Origin of the sequence: Blastococcus mobilis (assembly GCF_900188025.1) — a bacterium.
GTDB lineage: Bacteria > Actinomycetota > Actinomycetes > Mycobacteriales > Geodermatophilaceae > Blastococcus_B > Blastococcus_B mobilis.
Map to the genome: position 1 here is coordinate 128,316 of NZ_FZNO01000008.1, position 16,711 is coordinate 145,026.

Here is a 16,711-nt window from a genome sequence, read left to right on the forward strand (position 1 = left end):
TGACACGGCGGGCCGGGGCTGGGGGTGCCGACGGCACGGGCAGGGTCTCAGACACGGATTCCCCTCGGGGTGGTCAGGCGCCCCACGAGGAGGAGCAGCAGGTCGAGGACGAGGGCCAGGACGACGATCGCGATCGTCCCGGCGAGTGCGGAGTTCAGGGCGTTCGCGCCGCCCAGCCGGGACAGCCCGGTGAAGATGAATCCCCCGAGCCCGGGGCCGAGCACGTAGGCGGCGATGGCCGCGATCCCCATGACCATCTGGGTGGAGACCCGGATGCCGGCGAGGATGACCGGCCAGGCCAGGGGCAGCTCGACGCGCACCAGGGTGGCCAGCCGGCTCATCCCGATGCCGCGAGCGGACTCGACCACCGAACGGTCCACGCCGGCCAGGCCGACGACGGCGTTGCGCAGCACCGGGAGGGCGGCGTAGAAGGTCACCGCGATGACGGCCGGGGTGATCCCGAAGCCGAACGGCGCCAGCAGGATGCCCAGCAGCGCGAAGGCTGGGATGGTCAGCCCCACCGCGGACACCCCGTTGGCCAGGGAGGTGGCGGCCGCGCTCCGGTAGACCAACGCGGCCAGCAGCAGCGCGATGAGGGTGCCCAGCAGCACGCACTGCAGGACCAGACTCACGTGTTGGAATGCCTGGTAGGCGATCTGCCCACGTCGGTCGAGGACGAACTCCCACATCGCGGGCAGTTCCTCTCCGCGCCCGGCCACGTGGGACCGGGCACTGTTCTGGCATGGGTCTGCGCCGGCAGCCCCGCTGCCGAGGATCCATGACCGCGCCCCCGCGGGCCTCTGCAGGGGACGACCGGGGAAGCGCGAACAGCTCCGACGACGCCACACGCGCCGTTCTCAAGATCAACGGTGGCACAGTCGCCGGAGGCGCGCGACTTCACGTACGCGCCGTTCCCCGAAAGGGTACTTGACCCTGACGCAACGTCAGGCCGCACGCTCGTCCTCGTCGAGGAAGGGAGGACCCGGTGAACGTGGGCGAGGTCGCCGCACTGGCCGGCGTCGCGGTGCGCACGCTGCACCACTACGACCGAATCGGACTGCTGTCGCCGTCCGGGCGGACGGCGGCCGGCTACCGGCGGTACTCGCCGGCCGATCTGGACCGGTTGCACCAGGTGCTGCCCGGCCCGCATGCAGGGACCCGCGCCGAGCCTGCGAGGCGTGGGGGGCATGCGGGTCCTTTCGCTGCGCCGGCAGCTGCGGGACCGGTTGGAGCGGACGCAGGCGATGGTCGCGGCCGTCGAGAAGGAGATGGAGGCACGGCAGATGGGGATCTCACTGACCCCGGAGGAGCGCTTCGAGGTGTTCGGCGAGCACGACCCGGCGGAGTACGACGCCGAGGTCGAGGAGCGCTGGGGCGAGACCGACGCCTACGCGCAGTCGAAGCGGAGGACGGCGGCGTACACCAAGGACGACTGGGTGCGCATCAAGGCCGAGGGCGACGACGTCGAGGCCCGCTTCGCCGCCGCGCTGCAGGCCGGCGTCGCCCCCGACTCGGAGCAGGCGATGGACCTCGCGGAGGAGCACCGGCAGCAGATCACCCGGAACTTCTACGACTGCCCGCCCGAGATGCACGGCGGCCTCGGCCGGATGTACGTCGAGGACGAGCGGTTCACCGCCCACTACGAGCAGCGCGCTCCGGGTCTGGCGCAGTACGTGAGCACGGCCGTCCAGGCCAACGCCGCCCGCCAGAGCTGAGGCGTCCGATCACTGCGCGCTGATGCGCAGTTCCGAGCCCGGAAGTGCGCATCAGCGCGCACCGTCGGATCCTGGTGCGCCGTCCGATGCCACGCCCAGCAGGGCGCGCCGGACCCCGGATGGAGCCGGCCGAGGCCACCCGTCATCCTGTCCACAGATGAACGACATGTGGGCGCTGCTGCGCCGTCCCGGCGTCCAGCGCGGGGTGCGGGCGGCGGTCGCCGCCGGGCTCGCCTGGCAGGTGGCGGTCCTGCTGCCGCCGCTGCTCTCGGACTACGCCTACTACGCACCACTGGGCGCGGTCATCGCCGTCCACCCGACGGTCGCGGACTCGGCGAGCGCCGCCTGGCGCAGCGTCCTGGCGATCCTGACCGGCTTCGCGCTCGCCGTCGGGGTCTACGAGCTGACCCGCTCGGTGCCGACCGCGCTGACCATCGCGCTGATCGTCGCTCTGGCGGTGCTGATCGAGCAGTGGCAGCTCTGGCGGGAGCAGGCGAGCTGGGTCAGCTTCGCCGCCGTCCTGATGCTGACCGTGGGGCGCGACGATCCCGAGGCCTACGTCCTGCGATATGCCGGGCTGACCCTCCTGGGCGCAGCGATCGGCGTCCTGGTCACCACCCTGCTGTTCCCCCCGCTGCAGCTGACCCGCGCCGTCGAGCAGATCGCCCGCACCCGCTCCGTCCTCGCTGCCCACCTGCAGGACATCGCCGAGACACTCCGGCACGGCCAGGTGCCCGATCCCGCCGAGTGGACCGGCCGGAACCACCGGCTGGAGCACGAGCTGGACCGGATGCGCGCGGCCGAGGCGCAGGTCGAACGCGCCCGCCGGGCCAACCCCCGGGCCCGCCGCTGGCACGGGCGGGCCGAGAGCATCCGCGAGGACTCGCGCGCCGTCGACCGCGTCGCCGTCCTCGTCGACGACCTCGTCTCGCTGGTCGTCGAGTTCCAGCCGCACCGGCGGGGCGTCGACCAGGTGGACGCCGGGACCGGCTGGGTGCTCGCCGAGGCCCTGGACGCCCTGGCCGGCGTCGTCTGCACGCCGCACCACACGACCGACGGGGCGATGCCCGACGAGCGCGACGCCCAGATCGACCGGGCCTTCGACGCGCTGCACCGGCTGGTCGGCCTGCTCCGGAACACCACGGTGTCCGCCGACGAGGGCTTCTTCGCCCTCGGCGCGGTCGCGGTCGGGGTCCGCCGCAGCCTGGCCGCGCTCCATGCGGAGCAGCGGCAGCACGCGACGGCCTGACGGCTAGAGCTCCTCGGCCAGCACCTGCTCGGCGGCGGGCACCGCCCGCTCGCGGTCGGCCGGCACCAGGCCGAAGCGCGTGCGGCGGTCCAGCAGGTCGGCGACGGTCCGCGCACCCTCGTACCGGACGGCGAACCGCAGCTCCCCCACCGTCTCCGGCCGCCCGGCCACCACGACCGCAGGGCCCAGCGCCTCGACGACCGGCGCCTCGGTGCCGTACCGCGCCACCAGGCGGCCCGGCGCCGCCACCCGCTCCAGCGCCGGCCGCGGCGCCGCTCCCACCAGCGGAACGCGGGCGGTGATCGACTCGGCAGCTCCGCGCCCGAGCCGCGCGACGACGGCATCCACCGTCTCCTCCGCCATCGCCCGGTAGGTGGTTAGCTTTCCGCCGACCACCGTGAGGACCGGTCCGTCCCACTGCAGCAGGTGCTTGCGGGAGAGGTCCGCCGTCGCATCCCCGGGGCCCGCCCCCGCCGAGGCGGGCAGCACCAGCGGCCGCAGGCCGGCATAGGCGCCGACGACGTCGTCCCGGGCGAGCGGCTCAGCCAGGACCTGGTTCACCGTCTCCAGGAGCTGCGCGACCTCGCCGTCGCTGGGCACCGGGTCGTCGTCGGGCACCGGGCCGTCGACCGGCTCGTCGGTGAGCCCCAGATAGACCAGCCCGTCGGCCTGCGGCAGCGCGAAGACGTAGCGCGACCGCGACCCCGGCAGGGGCACGGTCAGCGCGGCGGACGGCGAACCGAGCACCGAGCCGGGCACCACCAGGTGCGAACCGCGGGAGGGAACCAGCCGGATGGACGGCGCCAGCTGCTGCGCCCACACCCCCGCGGCGTTGACGACCACGCCGGCCCGCACCGTGAACGCCTCGTCGTCCACCTGCACGTGCACGTCGGCGCCGTCCACCGCCGTCACCGCCGCGCCGGTCAGCACCCGCGCCCCGTACGCGGCGGCCGTGCGGGCGAGGGCGACCACCAGCCGCGCGTCGTCCACGAGCTGGCCGTCCCAGAAGACGACGCCACCGCGCCCGGGCCGGACACCCGGGACGAGCCGCGACACCTCGTCGGCCGAGACCCGGCGGGTGAAGGGCAGGGAGCGCGGCCCGCCGGGGACCGACAACCGCACGGCGTCGCCCAGCCAGCCGCCGGCGGCTGCCAACGCGGTCACGTCCCGGCGGGCGACGTCGGGGACCAGGAAGGGCAGCCGACGCACCAGGTGCGGCGCGGTCGAGCCCATCAGGACTGCGCGCTCGCGGGCGCTCTCCCGCGCCAGCCCGATCTCGCCGTGCGCCAGATAGCGCAGGCCTCCGTGCACGAGCTTGGACGACCACCGGCTGGTGCCGGCGGCGAGGTCGGTGCGCTCCAGCAGCACCACCGACAGCCCCCGGCTCGCGGCGTCCAGCGCCACGCCGGCGCCGGTCACGCCGCCACCCACGACGACGACGTCGGCGGTGGTCCCCGCGACCTCCGACAGATCCCTCGCCCGGCGGTCCGGAGAGAGCGTTCCGGGCAGCAGGGCGGTCACCATGATCGCTCCGAGAGCAGCACCGGCAGACTGTAGCGGTGGCAGAGCAGCCGGAACTCACGATCCAGGGCTGGGGACCGACGTCCCCCGCCTCCACCGCGGCACCGCAGCAGGCCGACGGCGACCTGAGCAGCACGCTGCCCAAGGCCGCCCGTCGCTACCTGGGGAGCGAGCTGGGCTGGTCCCCACGCCCGACCCCACCGGTCCCGGTCGAGGACATCCGGCTCGCGCCGTCCCGGCTGCCCGAGGAAGCCCGCACCCGCCTGATCGGCCTGCTGGGCGAGGAGAACGTCCGCACCGACCGGGAGTCGCGACTGCGCCGGGCCGGCGGGAAGAGCTACCTGGATCTCCTCCGCCGCCGCGAGGGGGACGCCTCCGACGCCCCGGACGCCGTCGTCCTCCCCGGCACCACCGAGCAGACGGCCGCGCTGCTCGCCGCGTGCAGCGAGCTGGGCATCGTCGTCGTCCCCTTCGGTGGGGGCACGAGCGTCGTGGGCGGGCTGGCCGGCGTCGACCCCGACGACCGCCCGTCCATCGCCGTCGACCTGTCCCGCATGTCCTCGGTGCAGGCCCTCGACGTGCCGTCGTCCCTCGTGACCGTCGGCCCGGGCATGCGCGGCCCCGCCCTGGAACAGGCCCTGGCCCGCGAGGGGCTGACCTTCGGGCACCTGCCGCAGAGCTGGGAGTACGCCACCCTCGGCGGCTACGCGGCCACTCGCTCGGCCGGCCAGAACTCCACGGGCGTGGGCCGCTTCGACGAGCTCGTCACGGGGCTGACGCTGGCCACGCCGTCCGGCGTCCTCGAGCTGGGCCACCCGCCGGCGACCGCGGCCGGCCCCGACCTGCTCGGCGTCGCCCTGGGGTCGGAGGGCACGCTCGGGATCATCACCGAGCTGACCCTGCGGGTCCGCCCCAAGCCGGCGGCGTGCTCGTACGAGGGCTGGTCCTTCCGGTCGTGGGCGACCGGGCTGGCCGCCCTGCAGCAGCTCGCGCGGCTGGACCTGCTCCCCGACATCGTGCGGCTCTCCGACACCGACGAGACCCGCGCGAACCTGCTCATGGCCGCGGGCACCGGGGCCCGGGCCCTGCGCGGCAGCCTCAAGCTGCGCGGGCACGCCGACGGCTGCCTGCTCGTGCTCGGCTGGGAGGGTCTGCCGGCACTGGTCCGTGCCCGGATGCAGTGCGCGGCCTCCGTGCTGCGGGACGGCGGGGCGATCCGCCTCGGCCGGAAGGTCGGCGAGTCCTGGAAGAGCCACCGGTTCCAGGCGCCGTACCTGCGCGACAAGCTGATGGACGGCGGCCTGCTGGTCGAGACGCTGGAGACGGCCGCCACCTGGACGGCGCTGCCCACCGTCTACGACGCCGTCCGTCACGCGCTGCGGGAGTCCCTGACCCGCGCCGGACGACGTCCGCTGATCATGAGCCACGTGTCCCACGGCTACGCGACGGGCGCCTCGCTGTACGTGACCGTGCTGGCCGACCGCGACGACGCGCTGCCCATCCAGCAGTGGCTCACGGCCAAGCGGGCGGCGACCGATGCCCTGCTGGCGGCCGGGGGCACGCTCACGCACCACCACGCCGTCGGCGCCGACCACCGCCCCTGGATGGAGCGTGAGGTCGGGCCGCTCGGTGTGGAGGTGCTGCGCGCGGTCAAGGAGCGGCTGGACCCCCAGGGCATCTGCAACCCCGGCGTCCTGCTCCCCGAGTGAGGCCCCGTCCTGAGCCTGCGAGCGGCTCGTGGCCCCGTCCAGAGGCTCGCCGCGAGCCTGCGAGCGGGGAGGAGGACGGGGTCCTTCCAGGGGTCCTTCCAGGGGTCCTTCCAGGGGTCCTTGCTCAGCGGGTGGTGGCGATCCCGCCGTCGACGGGGATGACCGAGCCCGTCACGTACGAACCGGCCCGGCTGGACAGGTAGACGACGACGCCGGCCATGTCGTCGGGGCGTCCGATCCGGCCCAGCGGGGAGCGGGCCGCGATCTCCTTGCCGAACGCGTCGAGGGTGGCGGCCATCATCTTCGACTCGAACGGCCCGGGGGCGACGGCGTTCACGGTGATCCGGCGCGGTCCCAGCTCCTTGGCCAGCACCCGCGTCAGGTGGTGCAGCGCCGCCTTGCTCGAGGAGTACGAGTACGTGTGCATCGGGGGGACGTGCAGACCGTCGATGCTGCCCACGTTGACGATGCGGGCAGGGTCGTCGTCGGTGCCGGCCTCCTCCAGCAGCGGCAGGAACGCCCTGCTCAGGAAGAACGGCGACTTGAGGTTGAGGTCGACGACCTTGTCCCAGGCCGACGAGGGGAACTCCTCCAGCGACGGCGCCCCCCACGTGGCACCCGCGTTGTTGACCAGGATGTGCAGCTCGTCCTCCCGCTGGCCGACCTCCTCGGCCAGCCGGACGCATTCCTCCTCGCGGGAGAGGTCGGCCGGGATCGACACGACCTTGCCGTGCGAGGAGAGCTCGGCGACGGCGGCGTCGCCGGCCTCCGCCTTGCGCGAGCTGATGTAGACGCGGGCTCCGGCCTGGAGCAGGCCCCGGGCCATCATCAGCCCGATGCCGCGGGTGCCCCCGGTGACGACGGCCACCTTGCCGGTCAGGTCGAACAGATCCACGGGGTACCTCCGGTCGGGATGGCCTGCCTCGCTGCCGGCCGCCGTTCCGCACACTATCCAGCGGTTCGGGGGCATGAACGGGCGGCGAGATCCCTCCCTGTGTCAGCCTCTGTTCATGATCGCCTCATCGCCCGACGCCCCGCTCATGGGCGCCTCCAGCGAGGTGGGCCGGCTGTGCACGGTTCTGCTGCACCGCCCCGGGCCGGAGCTGCGGCGGCTCACCCCCCGCAACAACGACCAGCTCCTCTTCGACGGGGTCCCGTGGGTGGACCGCGCACAGGAGGAGCACGACGCGTTCGCCCAGGCGCTGGCCGACCGGGGGGTCGAGGTGCTGCACCTGGACCGGCTCCTGGCCGAGGTGCTGTCGTTCCCCTCCGCCCGCGCCGAGCTGATCGCCGCCGCGGTGGACGACCCGCGGCTGGGCGCGACGCTGCAGCGGTCGACCACCACGCACCTGTCGGGCATGGACCCCGAGCAGCTCGCCGGCACCCTGATCGCCGGGCTGGCCCACGACGAGCTCCGCGGGGGCAGGGGACTGGCCTACGAGGTCATGGAGCGCGGTGACTTCGTCGTGCCCCCACTGCCCAACCTGCTGTTCACCCGCGATTCCTCGGTCTGGGTCGGCGACCAGGTGGCGGTGACGTCGCTGGCCATGCCGGCGCGGCACCGGGAGAGCACGATCACCGCCGCCGTCTACGCCCACCACCCGCGGTTCGCCGGGGTGAACCAGCTCTACGGCGCGCACCTGGAACATCTCGAGGGCGGTGACGTCCTGCTGCTCGCCGAGGGTGTCGTGGCCGTGGGGGTGGGTGAGCGGACGACGCCCGGGGGCGCGGAACGGCTGGCCCGGCGCCTGTTCGCCCGGCGCCTGGCGCACACGGTGCTCGTCGTCCCGATCGCGCAGCAGCGGGCGACCATGCACCTGGACACCATCGCCACGATGGTCGACGTCGACGCCATGGTGATGTACCCCGCCGTCGCCGACTCGCTGGTGGCCTGGACGGTCACCGCTCCCGACGGCTCCCCCGACCTCCCGGCCGACGACGCCGACGTCACCGAACTGGCGGTGGCCGGTCCGCAGCCGTTCCTCACCGCGGCGGCCTCGGCGATGGGCATCGACCGGCTCCGGGTGATCGACACCGGGCTCGACCCGGTGACCGCCGAGCGCGAGCAGTGGGACGACGGCAACAACACCCTGGCCCTGGCGCCGCGGCTGGCCGTGGCCTACGAGCGCAACACGGTGACCAACGCGGCGCTGGAGGCGGCCGGCATCGAGGTCGTGCGGATCGCCGGGTCCGAGCTCGGCAGCGGCCGCGGCGGTCCACGGTGCATGTCCTGCCCCGTCGCCCGCGACCCCCTCTAGGAGTTTCTGCACCGGAAGTCCGGCCCCACCGAGGGACTTTCTGCACCGGAAGTCCGGCCCCACCAAGGGACTTCTGTACCGAAAGTCCCGCGGCGTGGCGGTGATCACTACGCTCCCCCGGCAGCGCCCACCGCTGGTGGCGCAGCGGGAGGGGACCAGGGTGACGGGGACGGCGCGGGCGACCGGGCGGATCGCGGGCATCGGCGGGGGGCTGGTCGGCTATCTCGTCTTCGTCGAGTTCACCAGCGGCGTCCTGCAGGGCTACTACATCCCGCTCCTGTCCGACGTCGCCCGGCACCTGGGCTTCCACGACGCCGACGTGAACTGGCTGGAAGCGGCGCAGCTGATGCTGTCGGCGATCGCGGTGCCCGTCCTCGCCAAGCTGGGCGACCTGCACGGCCACCGCCGGATGCTGCTGGTCTCGGCGGCCGTCACGGCGGCGGCCACCGTCGTCCTCGCCGTAGCCCCCAACTTCGCCGTGTTCCTGGTCGCGTGGGCGCTGCAGGGCGTCTACGCCGCCTGGCTGCCGCTGCAGGTGGCCCTGACCCACCACCGATCCCGTCGCCTGGTCGATCCCGCGGCGCAGACCCGGCGGGCCACCGGCCTGATCGTGGCCGCCCTGCAGCTGGGTGCGATCGTCGGCGCGCTCGGCGGTGGGCAGATCGGCAGCGCGTTCGCCGGGCAGTTCTGGCTCGTGCTGCTCGCGCCCGGGATCCTCGTCGTCGGCGTGTGCGTCGTCGTCCAACTGCGGGTGCCGGAGAGCGAGGACCGCGAGGCGGGCGCCGTCGACGCCACCGGGGCGGCGCTGCTCAGCGTCGTCCTGCTGGTCATCACCGGCGGGCTGACCTTCGTCCGGGTCAACGGGACGGGCGAGCTCTGGCCGTGGCTGGTCACCGCCCTGGGCCTTCTCCTGGTCGTCCCGTTCGTCCGGTACGAGCTGAGCCGCCCGGACCCGCTCGTCGACTTCCGTGTGCTGCGCAGCCCCTCGATGTGGCCGGTGCAGCTCACGGCGGGCCTGTTCGGCGTCAGCGTCCTCGGCGCCCAGGGTCCGCTCTCGACGTTCGCACGCACCGACCCCGAGGTCTACGGCTACGGGCTGGGCCTCACGACCAGCATGGTGTCGATCGTCATCGGCGGCTACGTCATCTCGATGCTGCTCGGCGCCGGCCAGTTCTCGTGGATCTCGGCGCGCACCAGCCCGCGGACGACGCTCATCGGGGCGGCGGTCCTGACCGGCACGGGCTACCTGCTGCTGGTCCCCTTCCACGGGTCCCTGCCCCAGGTGCTGGCTTCCATGGTGGTGGCCGGGCTGGGCTCGGGGGCGCTGGTGGCCGCTCTGCCGGCGGCCGCCGCCGCTGCGGCCCCGGCCGGCCGCACCGGCGTGGCCACCGGCCTGACCAACACCACCAAGGTCCTCGGCGGGAGTTTCGCCTCGGCGACCTTCGCCGTGGCCCTGGCCTCGGGCGCTCCCGTGCTCGTCGACGGCTCGGAGGGGACGGCGGGATCCCTCAGCGGCTACGTCACCGTGTGGGTCGTCTGCGGGGTCACCGCCCTCGCGGCGGCGGTCGCGCTGGTGTTCGTCCCGCGGCTCGCCTTCTCCGATGACCCGGAGGCCGCGGATCTGCGGTCGGTCGCCCCCGCGACCGGACCAGCTCGGGAGGAGGACGCGTGAGAACCGCTCTGGTGGCGGCGGCGTGCGGTGCCGCGGTGTCACTGGCGGCGCGGCGCGTCGCCCGGTTCCGCCCGCCCGACGTCACCCCCGACCCGGCCGACCTCGACGGGCTGGACGCCGACGCCGCAGCGCGCCGGTTGGCCGAGCTCGTCCGCATCCCCACGATCTCCTCGCGGCAGCCCGCGGAGGTCGACACCGCTGCCTTCGAGACCTTCCGTCAGCGGCTGGTCGAGCTCTACCCCCGGACGCACCGGGCACTGGAGCGGGAGGTGCTCGGCGACGGCGCACTGCTCTACCGGTGGGCCAGCGGCATCGACTCGCCGCCCCTGGTGCTCATGGCCCACTACGACGTCGTGCCGGTGGCCGGCCAGCCGTGGTCCCGCGCTCCCTTCTCCGGGCTGATCGAGGACGGCCTGGTCCACGGGCGCGGCGCCATCGACGACAAGGGCGCCCTCGTGGCGATCCTGGAGGCGGTGGAGTCCCTGGTCACCGCCGGGTTCACCCCGGCCCGCGACGTCTACCTCTCGTTCGGCAACGACGAGGAGGTCGCCGGCGTCGGCGCCCAGCTCGCCGTCGAGACCCTGACCGCGCGCGGCGTCCGCCCGTGGGCGGTCCTCGACGAGGGCGGCGCCGTCGTGAGCGGTGTCTTCCCCGGTGTCCCACGGCCGACCGCCGTCGTCGGACTGGCCGAGAAGGGGCTCCTGGACGTCGAGCTGGTCACCACCGATCCGGGCGGCCACGCCTCCGCCCCGCTGCGCGGCGGCGCCCCGGCCCGGCTGGCACGGGCCATCCTGAAGATCGAGGACAACCCCTTCCCCGCCCGGCTGCACGACGTCGTCCTCGGCATGGTCGACGCGCTGGGCCGGCACTCCCCGGTCGGCTACCGGGCGCTGTTCGCCCACGCGGAGTACCTACGGCCGGCGCTGGCGGCGGTGCTGTCCCGGGCGAGCCGGGAGGCCAACGCACTGGTCCGGACCACGGTGGCGATCACCCGGCTCGAGGGCAGCGGCGCCGCCAACGTGCTGGCGACCCGGGCCCTGGCGCACGCCAACATCCGGATCGCCCTCGGCGAGACCGTCCAGTCGACCGTCGACCGGCTGCGGCGGGTCATCGACGACCCGGGCGTCGAGCTGCGGGTGGTCTCGGGCAACGATCCCTCGCCGGTGTCCCGGGCCGACAACGAGGCGTTCGCGCTGGTGAGCGCGGCGGTGCGGTCGGTGTACCCGGACGCGGCGGTGGCGCCCTACGTCATGGTGCAGGCCAGCGACGCCCGGCACTTCAGCCAGGTGTGCGACAGCGTCTACCGGTTCATGCCGTTCGACCTCAGCGCCGACGAGCTCGCCGCGCTGCACGCCGCCGACGAGCGCATCTCGGTCGCCGCGCTGCATCGCGGTGCCGGCTTCTTCCGCTACCTGCTGCGCCACCTCTGACGCTTTCGACCGCGAGCGAACGTTGCCCCCTGCCCCGGCAGAGGACCCACGTCGTCGGGTCTGGTACATGCGTACACAAAAAGTGGTACGGTCGTACCTGTCTGATTGGTTCGGGCGTACCACCTGGAAGGACGTCGCCGGCATGGCATGGGCACTGGTGATCGTGGCGGGGCTGTTCGAGACCGCCTTCGCGGTCTCGCTGAAGCTGTCGGACGGCTTCAGCCGGCTCTGGTGGACCCTGGCCTTCCTCGTCTTCTCGGGGATCAGCTTCACGCTGCTCTCGATCGGCCTGCGCAGCCTGCCGGTCGGGAGCGCCTACGCCGTGTGGACCGGGATCGGCGCGGCGGGAACGGCCATCGTCGGCATGGTCTTCCTCCGCGACCCGGTGACGACGCTGCGGCTGCTGTCGATCCTCCTGATCGTCGCGGGCGTGGTCGGGCTGAACCTGTCGCCGTCGTCGGCGCACTGACCATGGCGGCCGCAGCGGGCGGGGCGCGTCCGGCCACGGCGAAGGGCGCCGCGCGCCGCGAGGCGATCGTCGCCGCTGCGGTGGCGATGCTGGCCACCGACGGCCCGGACGCCGTGTCCCACCGTTCGGTCGCAGCCGCCGCGCGCGTGCCCCTGGCGGCGACGACGTACTACTTCGGCTCGCTGGACGACCTGCTGGTGGCGGCGGTGGAGCGGGCCGCCGACGACGAGCTGGGTGCGGTCGCGGAGCTGGTCGAGGCACTCCCCCGGCGCAGTCGCTCGACCCGGTGGGCGGCCGAGCTCGTCGTCGGCATCGTGCTGGGACCGCGGCGGCGCAGCGATGCGGACCTCCAGGCCCACTACGAGCGGTTCCTCGCCAGCGGCCGGCACCCTGCTCTCCGGCCGGTGCTGCAGCGGGCACGGGCACGGGTCGACGCGCTGCTCACCGAGGCGCTGGACCGCTGCGGTCACGGCGACGCCGACATCGAGCACCTGGTCGCGGTCCTCGACGGCACCGCGATCTCGGCACTGGTCGAGGGGGACGGCTCGGCCCGCACCCGCGCCCTGGCCGCCGTCCGGGACGCCCTGGAGCGATCCCCCCGCTGAGCGGCCCACCTGGCCGATGTGGCCACGTCGGCCGGGGACCGGGGGTCAGAGCCGCTGGGCCAGCCGGTGGTAGGCCGCGCTCCAGCGCAGCTCCCTGGCGAGCGACCGCCGGGTGGTGTCGGCATCGATGAGCACCAGCTCGGTGGAGAACACCTCGGCCAGGTCGGTCAGCTCGTCGGCGCCGAGCTGCGTCGTCAGGACCGTGTGGTGCGGCCCGCCGGCGGTCAGCCACCCCTCGGTCGCCGTCGGGAAGTCCGGCCGCGGCTGCCAGACGGCGCGGGCCACCGGCAGGTTCGGCAACGGCTCGTCCGGCTCGACGACGTCGATCTCGTTGGCCACCCAGCGGAAGCGCTCACCGAGGTCCGACCAGCCGATGACGACGCCCTCGGCCGGAGCCGCGGTGAAGACCAGGCGGGCCGGGTCCTCGCGGCCGCCGATCCCCAGCGGGTGCACCTCGAGCCGCGGCTTCTCGCCGGAGATCGTCGGGCAGACCTCGAGCATGTGGGCCCCGAGGATCTTCTCGCTGCCCGGCTCCAGGTCGTAGGTGTAGTCCTCCATGAACGACGTCCCGCCCGGAAGGCCCGCGCCGGCGACCTTGAGCACCCGCAACAGCGCGGAGGTCTTCCAGTCACCCTCACCGCCGAAGCCGTAGCCGTCGGCCATCAGCCGCTGGACGGCGAGGCCGGGGAGCTGGCGCAGGCCGCCGAGGTCCTCGAAGTTCGTGGTGAACGCCCCGAAGCCGCCGTCGACCAGGAACGAGCGCAGAGCCGCCTCGATCCGGGCCTGGTACCGCACCGCCTCGTGCTGCGCACCGCCCGGCCGGACGTCGGCCGACATCTCGTAGAGCTCGGCGTACTCCTCGACCAGCGCGTCGACGTCCTTGTCGGGCACGGCGTCGACCACGGCGACCAGGTCGTTGACGCCCCACGTGTTCACCGACATGCCGAAGCGGATCTCCGCCTCGACCTTGTCCCCCTCGGTGACCGCGACGTTGCGCATGTTGTCGCCGAAGCGGGCCAGCTTCAGGCCGCGGGCCGCGGCCGCACCGGCAGCCGCCCGCGCCCACGAACCGACGCGCGCCCGCACCCGCGGGTCGGACACGTGCCCCGACACCGTCGTCCGCGGCACGCGCAGCCGGGTGAGTAGGAAGCCGTACTCCCGGTCGCCGTGGGCGGCCTGGTTCAGGTTCATGAAGTCCATGTCGATCGTCGCCCACGGCAGGGCGGCGTCGGCCTGGGTGTGCAGGTGCAGCAGCGGCTTGCGCAGCGCGTCGAGACCGGAGATCCACATCTTCGCCGGGGAGAAGGTGTGCATCCAGGTGATGACGCCGAGGCAGGCGGCGTCCTCGTTGGCTTCCCCCATGGCCCGCCGGATCGCTCCGGCATCGGTGAGCACCGGCTTCCAGACCACGCGGACCGGCACCTCGCCGGCCTCGTCCAGGGCGGCGGCCACCCGCTGCGACTGCGACGCGACCTGCTGGAGGGTCTCCTCGCCGTACAGCCCCTGGCTGCCGGTCAGGAACCAGACCTCGGAACCGGCGAACGGCTCTGCTGCCACGGGGGTGTCCTTCCTCAACGTTGTCCGTACACGTTCTGGTAGCGCGCGTGCAGCGAGTCGATGTCCGGCTGCGCGATCGGGATGGGCTCCCCCAGCTGGCGGGAGAGGTGCACGGTGCGGGCGACGTCCTCCGTCATGACGGCGGCCTTGACCGCCGCCTCGGCCGACGGCCCGATGGTGAAGACGCCGTGGTTCTGCATGAGCACCGCCCGCGAGCGGGAGCCCCGCAGCGTCGCGACGATGCCCTGGCCGATGGAGTCGTCCCCGATCAGCGCGAACGGCCCGACCGGGATCGGACCGCCGAACTCGTCGGCCATCGCCGTCAGCACGCACGGGATCTCCTCACCGCGCGCCGCCCAGGCCGTGGCGTACGGGCTGTGCGTGTGCACCTGCCCGTGGACGTCGGCCATGCTGCGGTAGACGTAGGCGTGCGCGGCGGTGTCGGACGACGGCGCCTTGCCCCCGTCGACGACGTTCCCGTCGAGGTCGCAGACGGTGATGCCCTCCCAGGTCAGCTCGTCGTAGGAGACCCCGCTCCCCTTGATGACGAAGAGCTCCTCACCCGGGACGCGGGCGGAGACGTTGCCGGCGGTCCAGGTGACCAGCCGGTAGCGGGTCAGCTCCGCGTGCAGTGCGGCGACGTGCTCGCGGAGCCCGCGGTGGGTCCCCCGCTCGGTCGGGGTGGGCTCATTCGGGGCCCCCGCGTGGACGTGGAGCGCCAGCGGAGCGTTCTCGTGGGGTGAGCTCATGCCGGCTGCTCCTCGATCAGGACGGCGGAGGTCGTCTCCGTGTCGGCGGTCTGCGGCGCGGCCGGCCGCTGGCCGACCCCCACGTGGTCCACGGCGGCCCGCTCGACCGGGAGTGCGGCGACGTACCGCTGCATGAACGCGTCGAAGCCCTCGACGTCGTCCGGGTCGGGCTCGGCGGTCTGCAGGCTCGTGCCGGTGAAGACCGTGGTGTCCAGGTAGCCCGCCAGGCTCCGTTCCGGCGAGCCACTGGTGGCGAAGGCGGCCAGGACGGCGACGCCCCAGGCACCCCCCTCGCCGGCGACGTCGCCGACGGAGACAGGGGTGTCGATCGCAGCGGCCAGGAAGCGTTGCGCGACGCCCTCGGTCTTGAACAAGCCGCCGTGCGCGAACATCCGGTCGAGCCGTACGCCCTCGGTCTTCTGCAGGACGTCCATGCCGATCCTGAGCGTGGCCAGGGAGGCGAACAGGTGGGTCCGCATGAAGGTGCCGAGGTCGAGCCTGCTGTCCGGGGACCGCAGGAAGAGCGGCCGGCCCTCCTCGAGGTCGGTGATCGGCTCCCCGGAGAGGTAGTTGTAGGCGAGCATCCCGCCGCAGTCGCTGGCACCGCCCAGTGCGGCGGCGAACAGCGTCTCGAAGACCTCCGACGGGTCCACGTCGGCCCCCAGAGCCTGGGCGAACTCGGCGAACAGCCCGACCCAGGCTTCCAGCTCACTGGCCCCGTTGTTGCAGTGCACCATGGCCACCGGGTCCCCGGCCGGTGTGGTGACCAGGTCCAGTTCGCGGTGCACCCCGGCGAGCTCGTGCTCGAGCACGACCATGGCGAAGATGCTCGTCCCGGCGGAGACGTTGCCGGTGCGCGGAGCGACCGAGTTGGTGGCGACCATCCCCGTGCCCGCGTCACCCTCGGGGGGGCAGAGCGGGATGCCGGCGCGCAGCCGCCCGGTCGGGTCGAGCAGCGCCGCGCCCGCTCCGGTGAGCGTCCCGGCCGGCTGGCCGGCGAGTGCGATGGCGGGCAGCAGCTCGGCCAGGGTCAGCTCGACCCCGGCCTCGGCGGCCAGCTGGTCGAACCGGGCCAGCATCCTGGCGGAGTACTCCCCGGTGTCACCGTCGATCGGGAACATGCCGCTTGCATCCCCGATGCCGAGGACCTTCTCGCCGGTGAGCTGCCAATGCACGTAGCCGGCCAGGGTCGTCAGGTGGTCCAGTCGACCGACGTGTTCTTCGCGGTCCAGGATCGCCTGGTAGAGGTGCGCGACGCTCCACCGGTGCGGGATGTTGCAACCGAACTCCGCGCTGAGCCGCTCGGCTGCGCGACCCGTGTTCGTGTTGCGCCAGGTGCGGAACGGCGTGAGCAGCGCACCGTCGGCGTCGAACGCGAGGTAGCCGTGCATCATCGCCGACACGCCGAGGGCGCCGACTCCTGCCAGCTCGAGCCCGTGGCGTCGCCGCACGTCGTCGGCCAGGGCCGCGAAGCTCTGCTGCACCCCTGTCCACACGGCGTCCAGCGAGTACGTCCAGAGCCGGTCCACGAACTGGTTCGCCCAGTCGTGGCTGCCGACGGCGAGCGGAGCGTGATCCGGGCCGATCAGCACCGCCTTGATCCGGGTCGACCCGAGCTCGATCCCCAGGGCCGTGCGACCGCCGGTGATCGCTGCGCCGGCATCCATCGTCATGTCAGGAGACCCTCTCGTCCTCCGGGGACAGGCCTGTTTCCAGCGATCCGCTCGACCGCGGGACGCGGCACGCGGCCGCCTGTCAGCGTTGACACAACCGGTCG

14 protein-coding genes and 1 pseudogene are annotated in these 16,711 nt (G+C 73.6%); 9 read left to right on the forward strand and 6 right to left on the reverse strand.

Features of this window, described 5'->3' with window-relative positions; translation table 11 throughout:
• Window positions 1-47: 47 nt before the first annotated feature.
• Window positions 48-719, reverse strand: a complete 672-nt coding sequence (locus CHB94_RS09285) for an ABC transporter permease (RefSeq protein ID WP_254920525.1) — start codon at window positions 717-719, stop codon at window positions 48-50.
• A 305-nt stretch (window positions 720-1,024) separates the two neighbouring features.
• Here CHB94_RS09285 and CHB94_RS26110 point away from each other — a divergent pair.
• The 3 genes and pseudogenes from CHB94_RS26110 to CHB94_RS09295 all read left to right on the forward strand — a co-directional run.
• Window positions 1,025-1,072, forward strand: a pseudogene (locus CHB94_RS26110) (hypothetical protein); the annotation flags it as partial.
• Between the two features lie 115 nt (window positions 1,073-1,187).
• The gene (locus CHB94_RS09290) at window positions 1,188-1,715 is read left to right on the forward strand and encodes a TipAS antibiotic-recognition domain-containing protein (RefSeq protein ID WP_254920526.1); all 528 of its coding nucleotides are present in this window, start codon (window positions 1,188-1,190) and stop codon (window positions 1,713-1,715) included.
• Between the two features lie 157 nt (window positions 1,716-1,872).
• On the forward strand, window positions 1,873-2,964 hold the full coding sequence (locus CHB94_RS09295) for an FUSC family protein (protein ID WP_176445478.1): 1,092 nt from the start codon (window positions 1,873-1,875) through the stop codon (window positions 2,962-2,964).
• Between the two features lie 3 nt (window positions 2,965-2,967).
• On the opposite strand, the gene CHB94_RS09300 is transcribed toward CHB94_RS09295, so the two are convergent.
• Window positions 2,968-4,488, reverse strand: coding sequence for a glycerol-3-phosphate dehydrogenase/oxidase (locus tag CHB94_RS09300; RefSeq protein ID WP_089336291.1), 1,521 nt, complete (start codon window positions 4,486-4,488; stop codon window positions 2,968-2,970).
• Window positions 4,489-4,523: 35 nt separating this feature from the next.
• On the opposite strand from CHB94_RS09300, the gene CHB94_RS09305 reads away from it, so the two are divergent.
• Entirely contained in the window at window positions 4,524-6,194 is a 1,671-nt protein-coding gene (locus CHB94_RS09305) for an FAD-binding oxidoreductase (RefSeq protein WP_089336292.1), read from the forward strand.
• 124 nt (window positions 6,195-6,318) lie between these two features.
• On the opposite strand, the gene CHB94_RS09310 is transcribed toward CHB94_RS09305, so the two are convergent.
• Window positions 6,319-7,089, reverse strand: coding sequence for a glucose 1-dehydrogenase (locus CHB94_RS09310; RefSeq protein WP_089336293.1), 771 nt, complete (start codon window positions 7,087-7,089; stop codon window positions 6,319-6,321).
• Window positions 7,090-7,204: 115 nt separating this feature from the next.
• Here CHB94_RS09310 and CHB94_RS09315 point away from each other — a divergent pair, with 115 nt between their 5' ends.
• The 5 genes from CHB94_RS09315 to CHB94_RS09335 all read left to right on the forward strand — a co-directional run bounded on the left by CHB94_RS09315 (window position 7,205) and on the right by CHB94_RS09335 (window position 12,628).
• Window positions 7,205-8,452 carry an arginine deiminase gene (locus tag CHB94_RS09315; protein WP_089336294.1) on the forward strand — a complete coding sequence of 416 codons (1,248 nt, stop codon included), beginning with the start codon at window positions 7,205-7,207 and terminating at the stop codon, window positions 8,450-8,452.
• A gap of 94 nt (window positions 8,453-8,546) precedes the next feature.
• Window positions 8,547-10,124: an MFS transporter gene (locus CHB94_RS09320; RefSeq protein ID WP_254920527.1), complete on the forward strand. Its 1,578-nt coding sequence runs from the start codon at window positions 8,547-8,549 to the stop codon at window positions 10,122-10,124.
• Window positions 10,121-11,554, forward strand: a complete 1,434-nt coding sequence (locus tag CHB94_RS09325; protein WP_217899236.1) for a M20/M25/M40 family metallo-hydrolase — start codon at window positions 10,121-10,123, stop codon at window positions 11,552-11,554. The genes CHB94_RS09320 and CHB94_RS09325 overlap by 4 nt, the downstream gene beginning before the upstream one ends.
• Window positions 11,555-11,696: 142 nt before the next feature.
• Entirely contained in the window at window positions 11,697-12,023 is a 327-nt protein-coding gene (locus tag CHB94_RS09330; protein WP_089336296.1) for a DMT family transporter, read from the forward strand.
• A 2-nt stretch (window positions 12,024-12,025) separates the two neighbouring features.
• Window positions 12,026-12,628 carry a TetR/AcrR family transcriptional regulator gene (locus CHB94_RS09335; RefSeq protein WP_089336297.1) on the forward strand — a complete coding sequence of 201 codons (603 nt, stop codon included), beginning with the start codon at window positions 12,026-12,028 and terminating at the stop codon, window positions 12,626-12,628.
• A 45-nt stretch (window positions 12,629-12,673) separates the two neighbouring features.
• Here CHB94_RS09335 and araA read toward each other — a convergent pair whose 3' ends face one another.
• The 3 genes from araA to CHB94_RS09350 are packed head-to-tail and all read right to left on the reverse strand — an operon-like array spanning window position 12,674 to window position 16,607.
• A complete protein-coding gene (gene araA, locus CHB94_RS09340; RefSeq protein WP_089336298.1) occupies window positions 12,674-14,185 on the reverse strand; it encodes an L-arabinose isomerase in 1,512 nt (503 codons plus the stop codon).
• A gap of 14 nt (window positions 14,186-14,199) precedes the next feature.
• Entirely contained in the window at window positions 14,200-14,934 is a 735-nt protein-coding gene (locus tag CHB94_RS09345; protein WP_089336299.1) for an L-ribulose-5-phosphate 4-epimerase, read from the reverse strand.
• Window positions 14,931-16,607, reverse strand: a complete 1,677-nt coding sequence (locus tag CHB94_RS09350) for a xylulokinase (RefSeq protein WP_089336300.1) — start codon at window positions 16,605-16,607, stop codon at window positions 14,931-14,933. The genes CHB94_RS09345 and CHB94_RS09350 overlap by 4 nt, the downstream gene beginning before the upstream one ends.
• Window positions 16,608-16,711: the final 104 nt, after the last annotated feature.

Excerpts from the sequence above, each read along its gene's own strand:
- CHB94_RS09300 (WP_089336291.1), bottom strand. The coding sequence starts at position 4,488 with ATGGTGACCGCCCTGCTGCCCGGAACGCTCTCTCCGGACCGCCGGGCG.
- CHB94_RS09315 (WP_089336294.1), top strand. The coding sequence starts at position 7,205 with ATGATCGCCTCATCGCCCGACGCCCCGCTCATGGGCGCCTCCAGCGAG.
- CHB94_RS09295 (WP_176445478.1), top strand. The coding sequence starts at position 1,873 with ATGAACGACATGTGGGCGCTGCTGCGCCGTCCCGGCGTCCAGCGCGGG.
- CHB94_RS09350 (WP_089336300.1), bottom strand. The coding sequence starts at position 16,607 with ATGACGATGGATGCCGGCGCAGCGATCACCGGCGGTCGCACGGCCCTG.
- CHB94_RS09330 (WP_089336296.1), top strand. The coding sequence starts at position 11,697 with ATGGCATGGGCACTGGTGATCGTGGCGGGGCTGTTCGAGACCGCCTTC.
- CHB94_RS09345 (WP_089336299.1), bottom strand. The coding sequence starts at position 14,934 with ATGAGCTCACCCCACGAGAACGCTCCGCTGGCGCTCCACGTCCACGCG.
- CHB94_RS09335 (WP_089336297.1), top strand. The coding sequence starts at position 12,026 with ATGGCGGCCGCAGCGGGCGGGGCGCGTCCGGCCACGGCGAAGGGCGCC.
- CHB94_RS09290 (WP_254920526.1), top strand. The coding sequence starts at position 1,188 with ATGCGGGTCCTTTCGCTGCGCCGGCAGCTGCGGGACCGGTTGGAGCGG.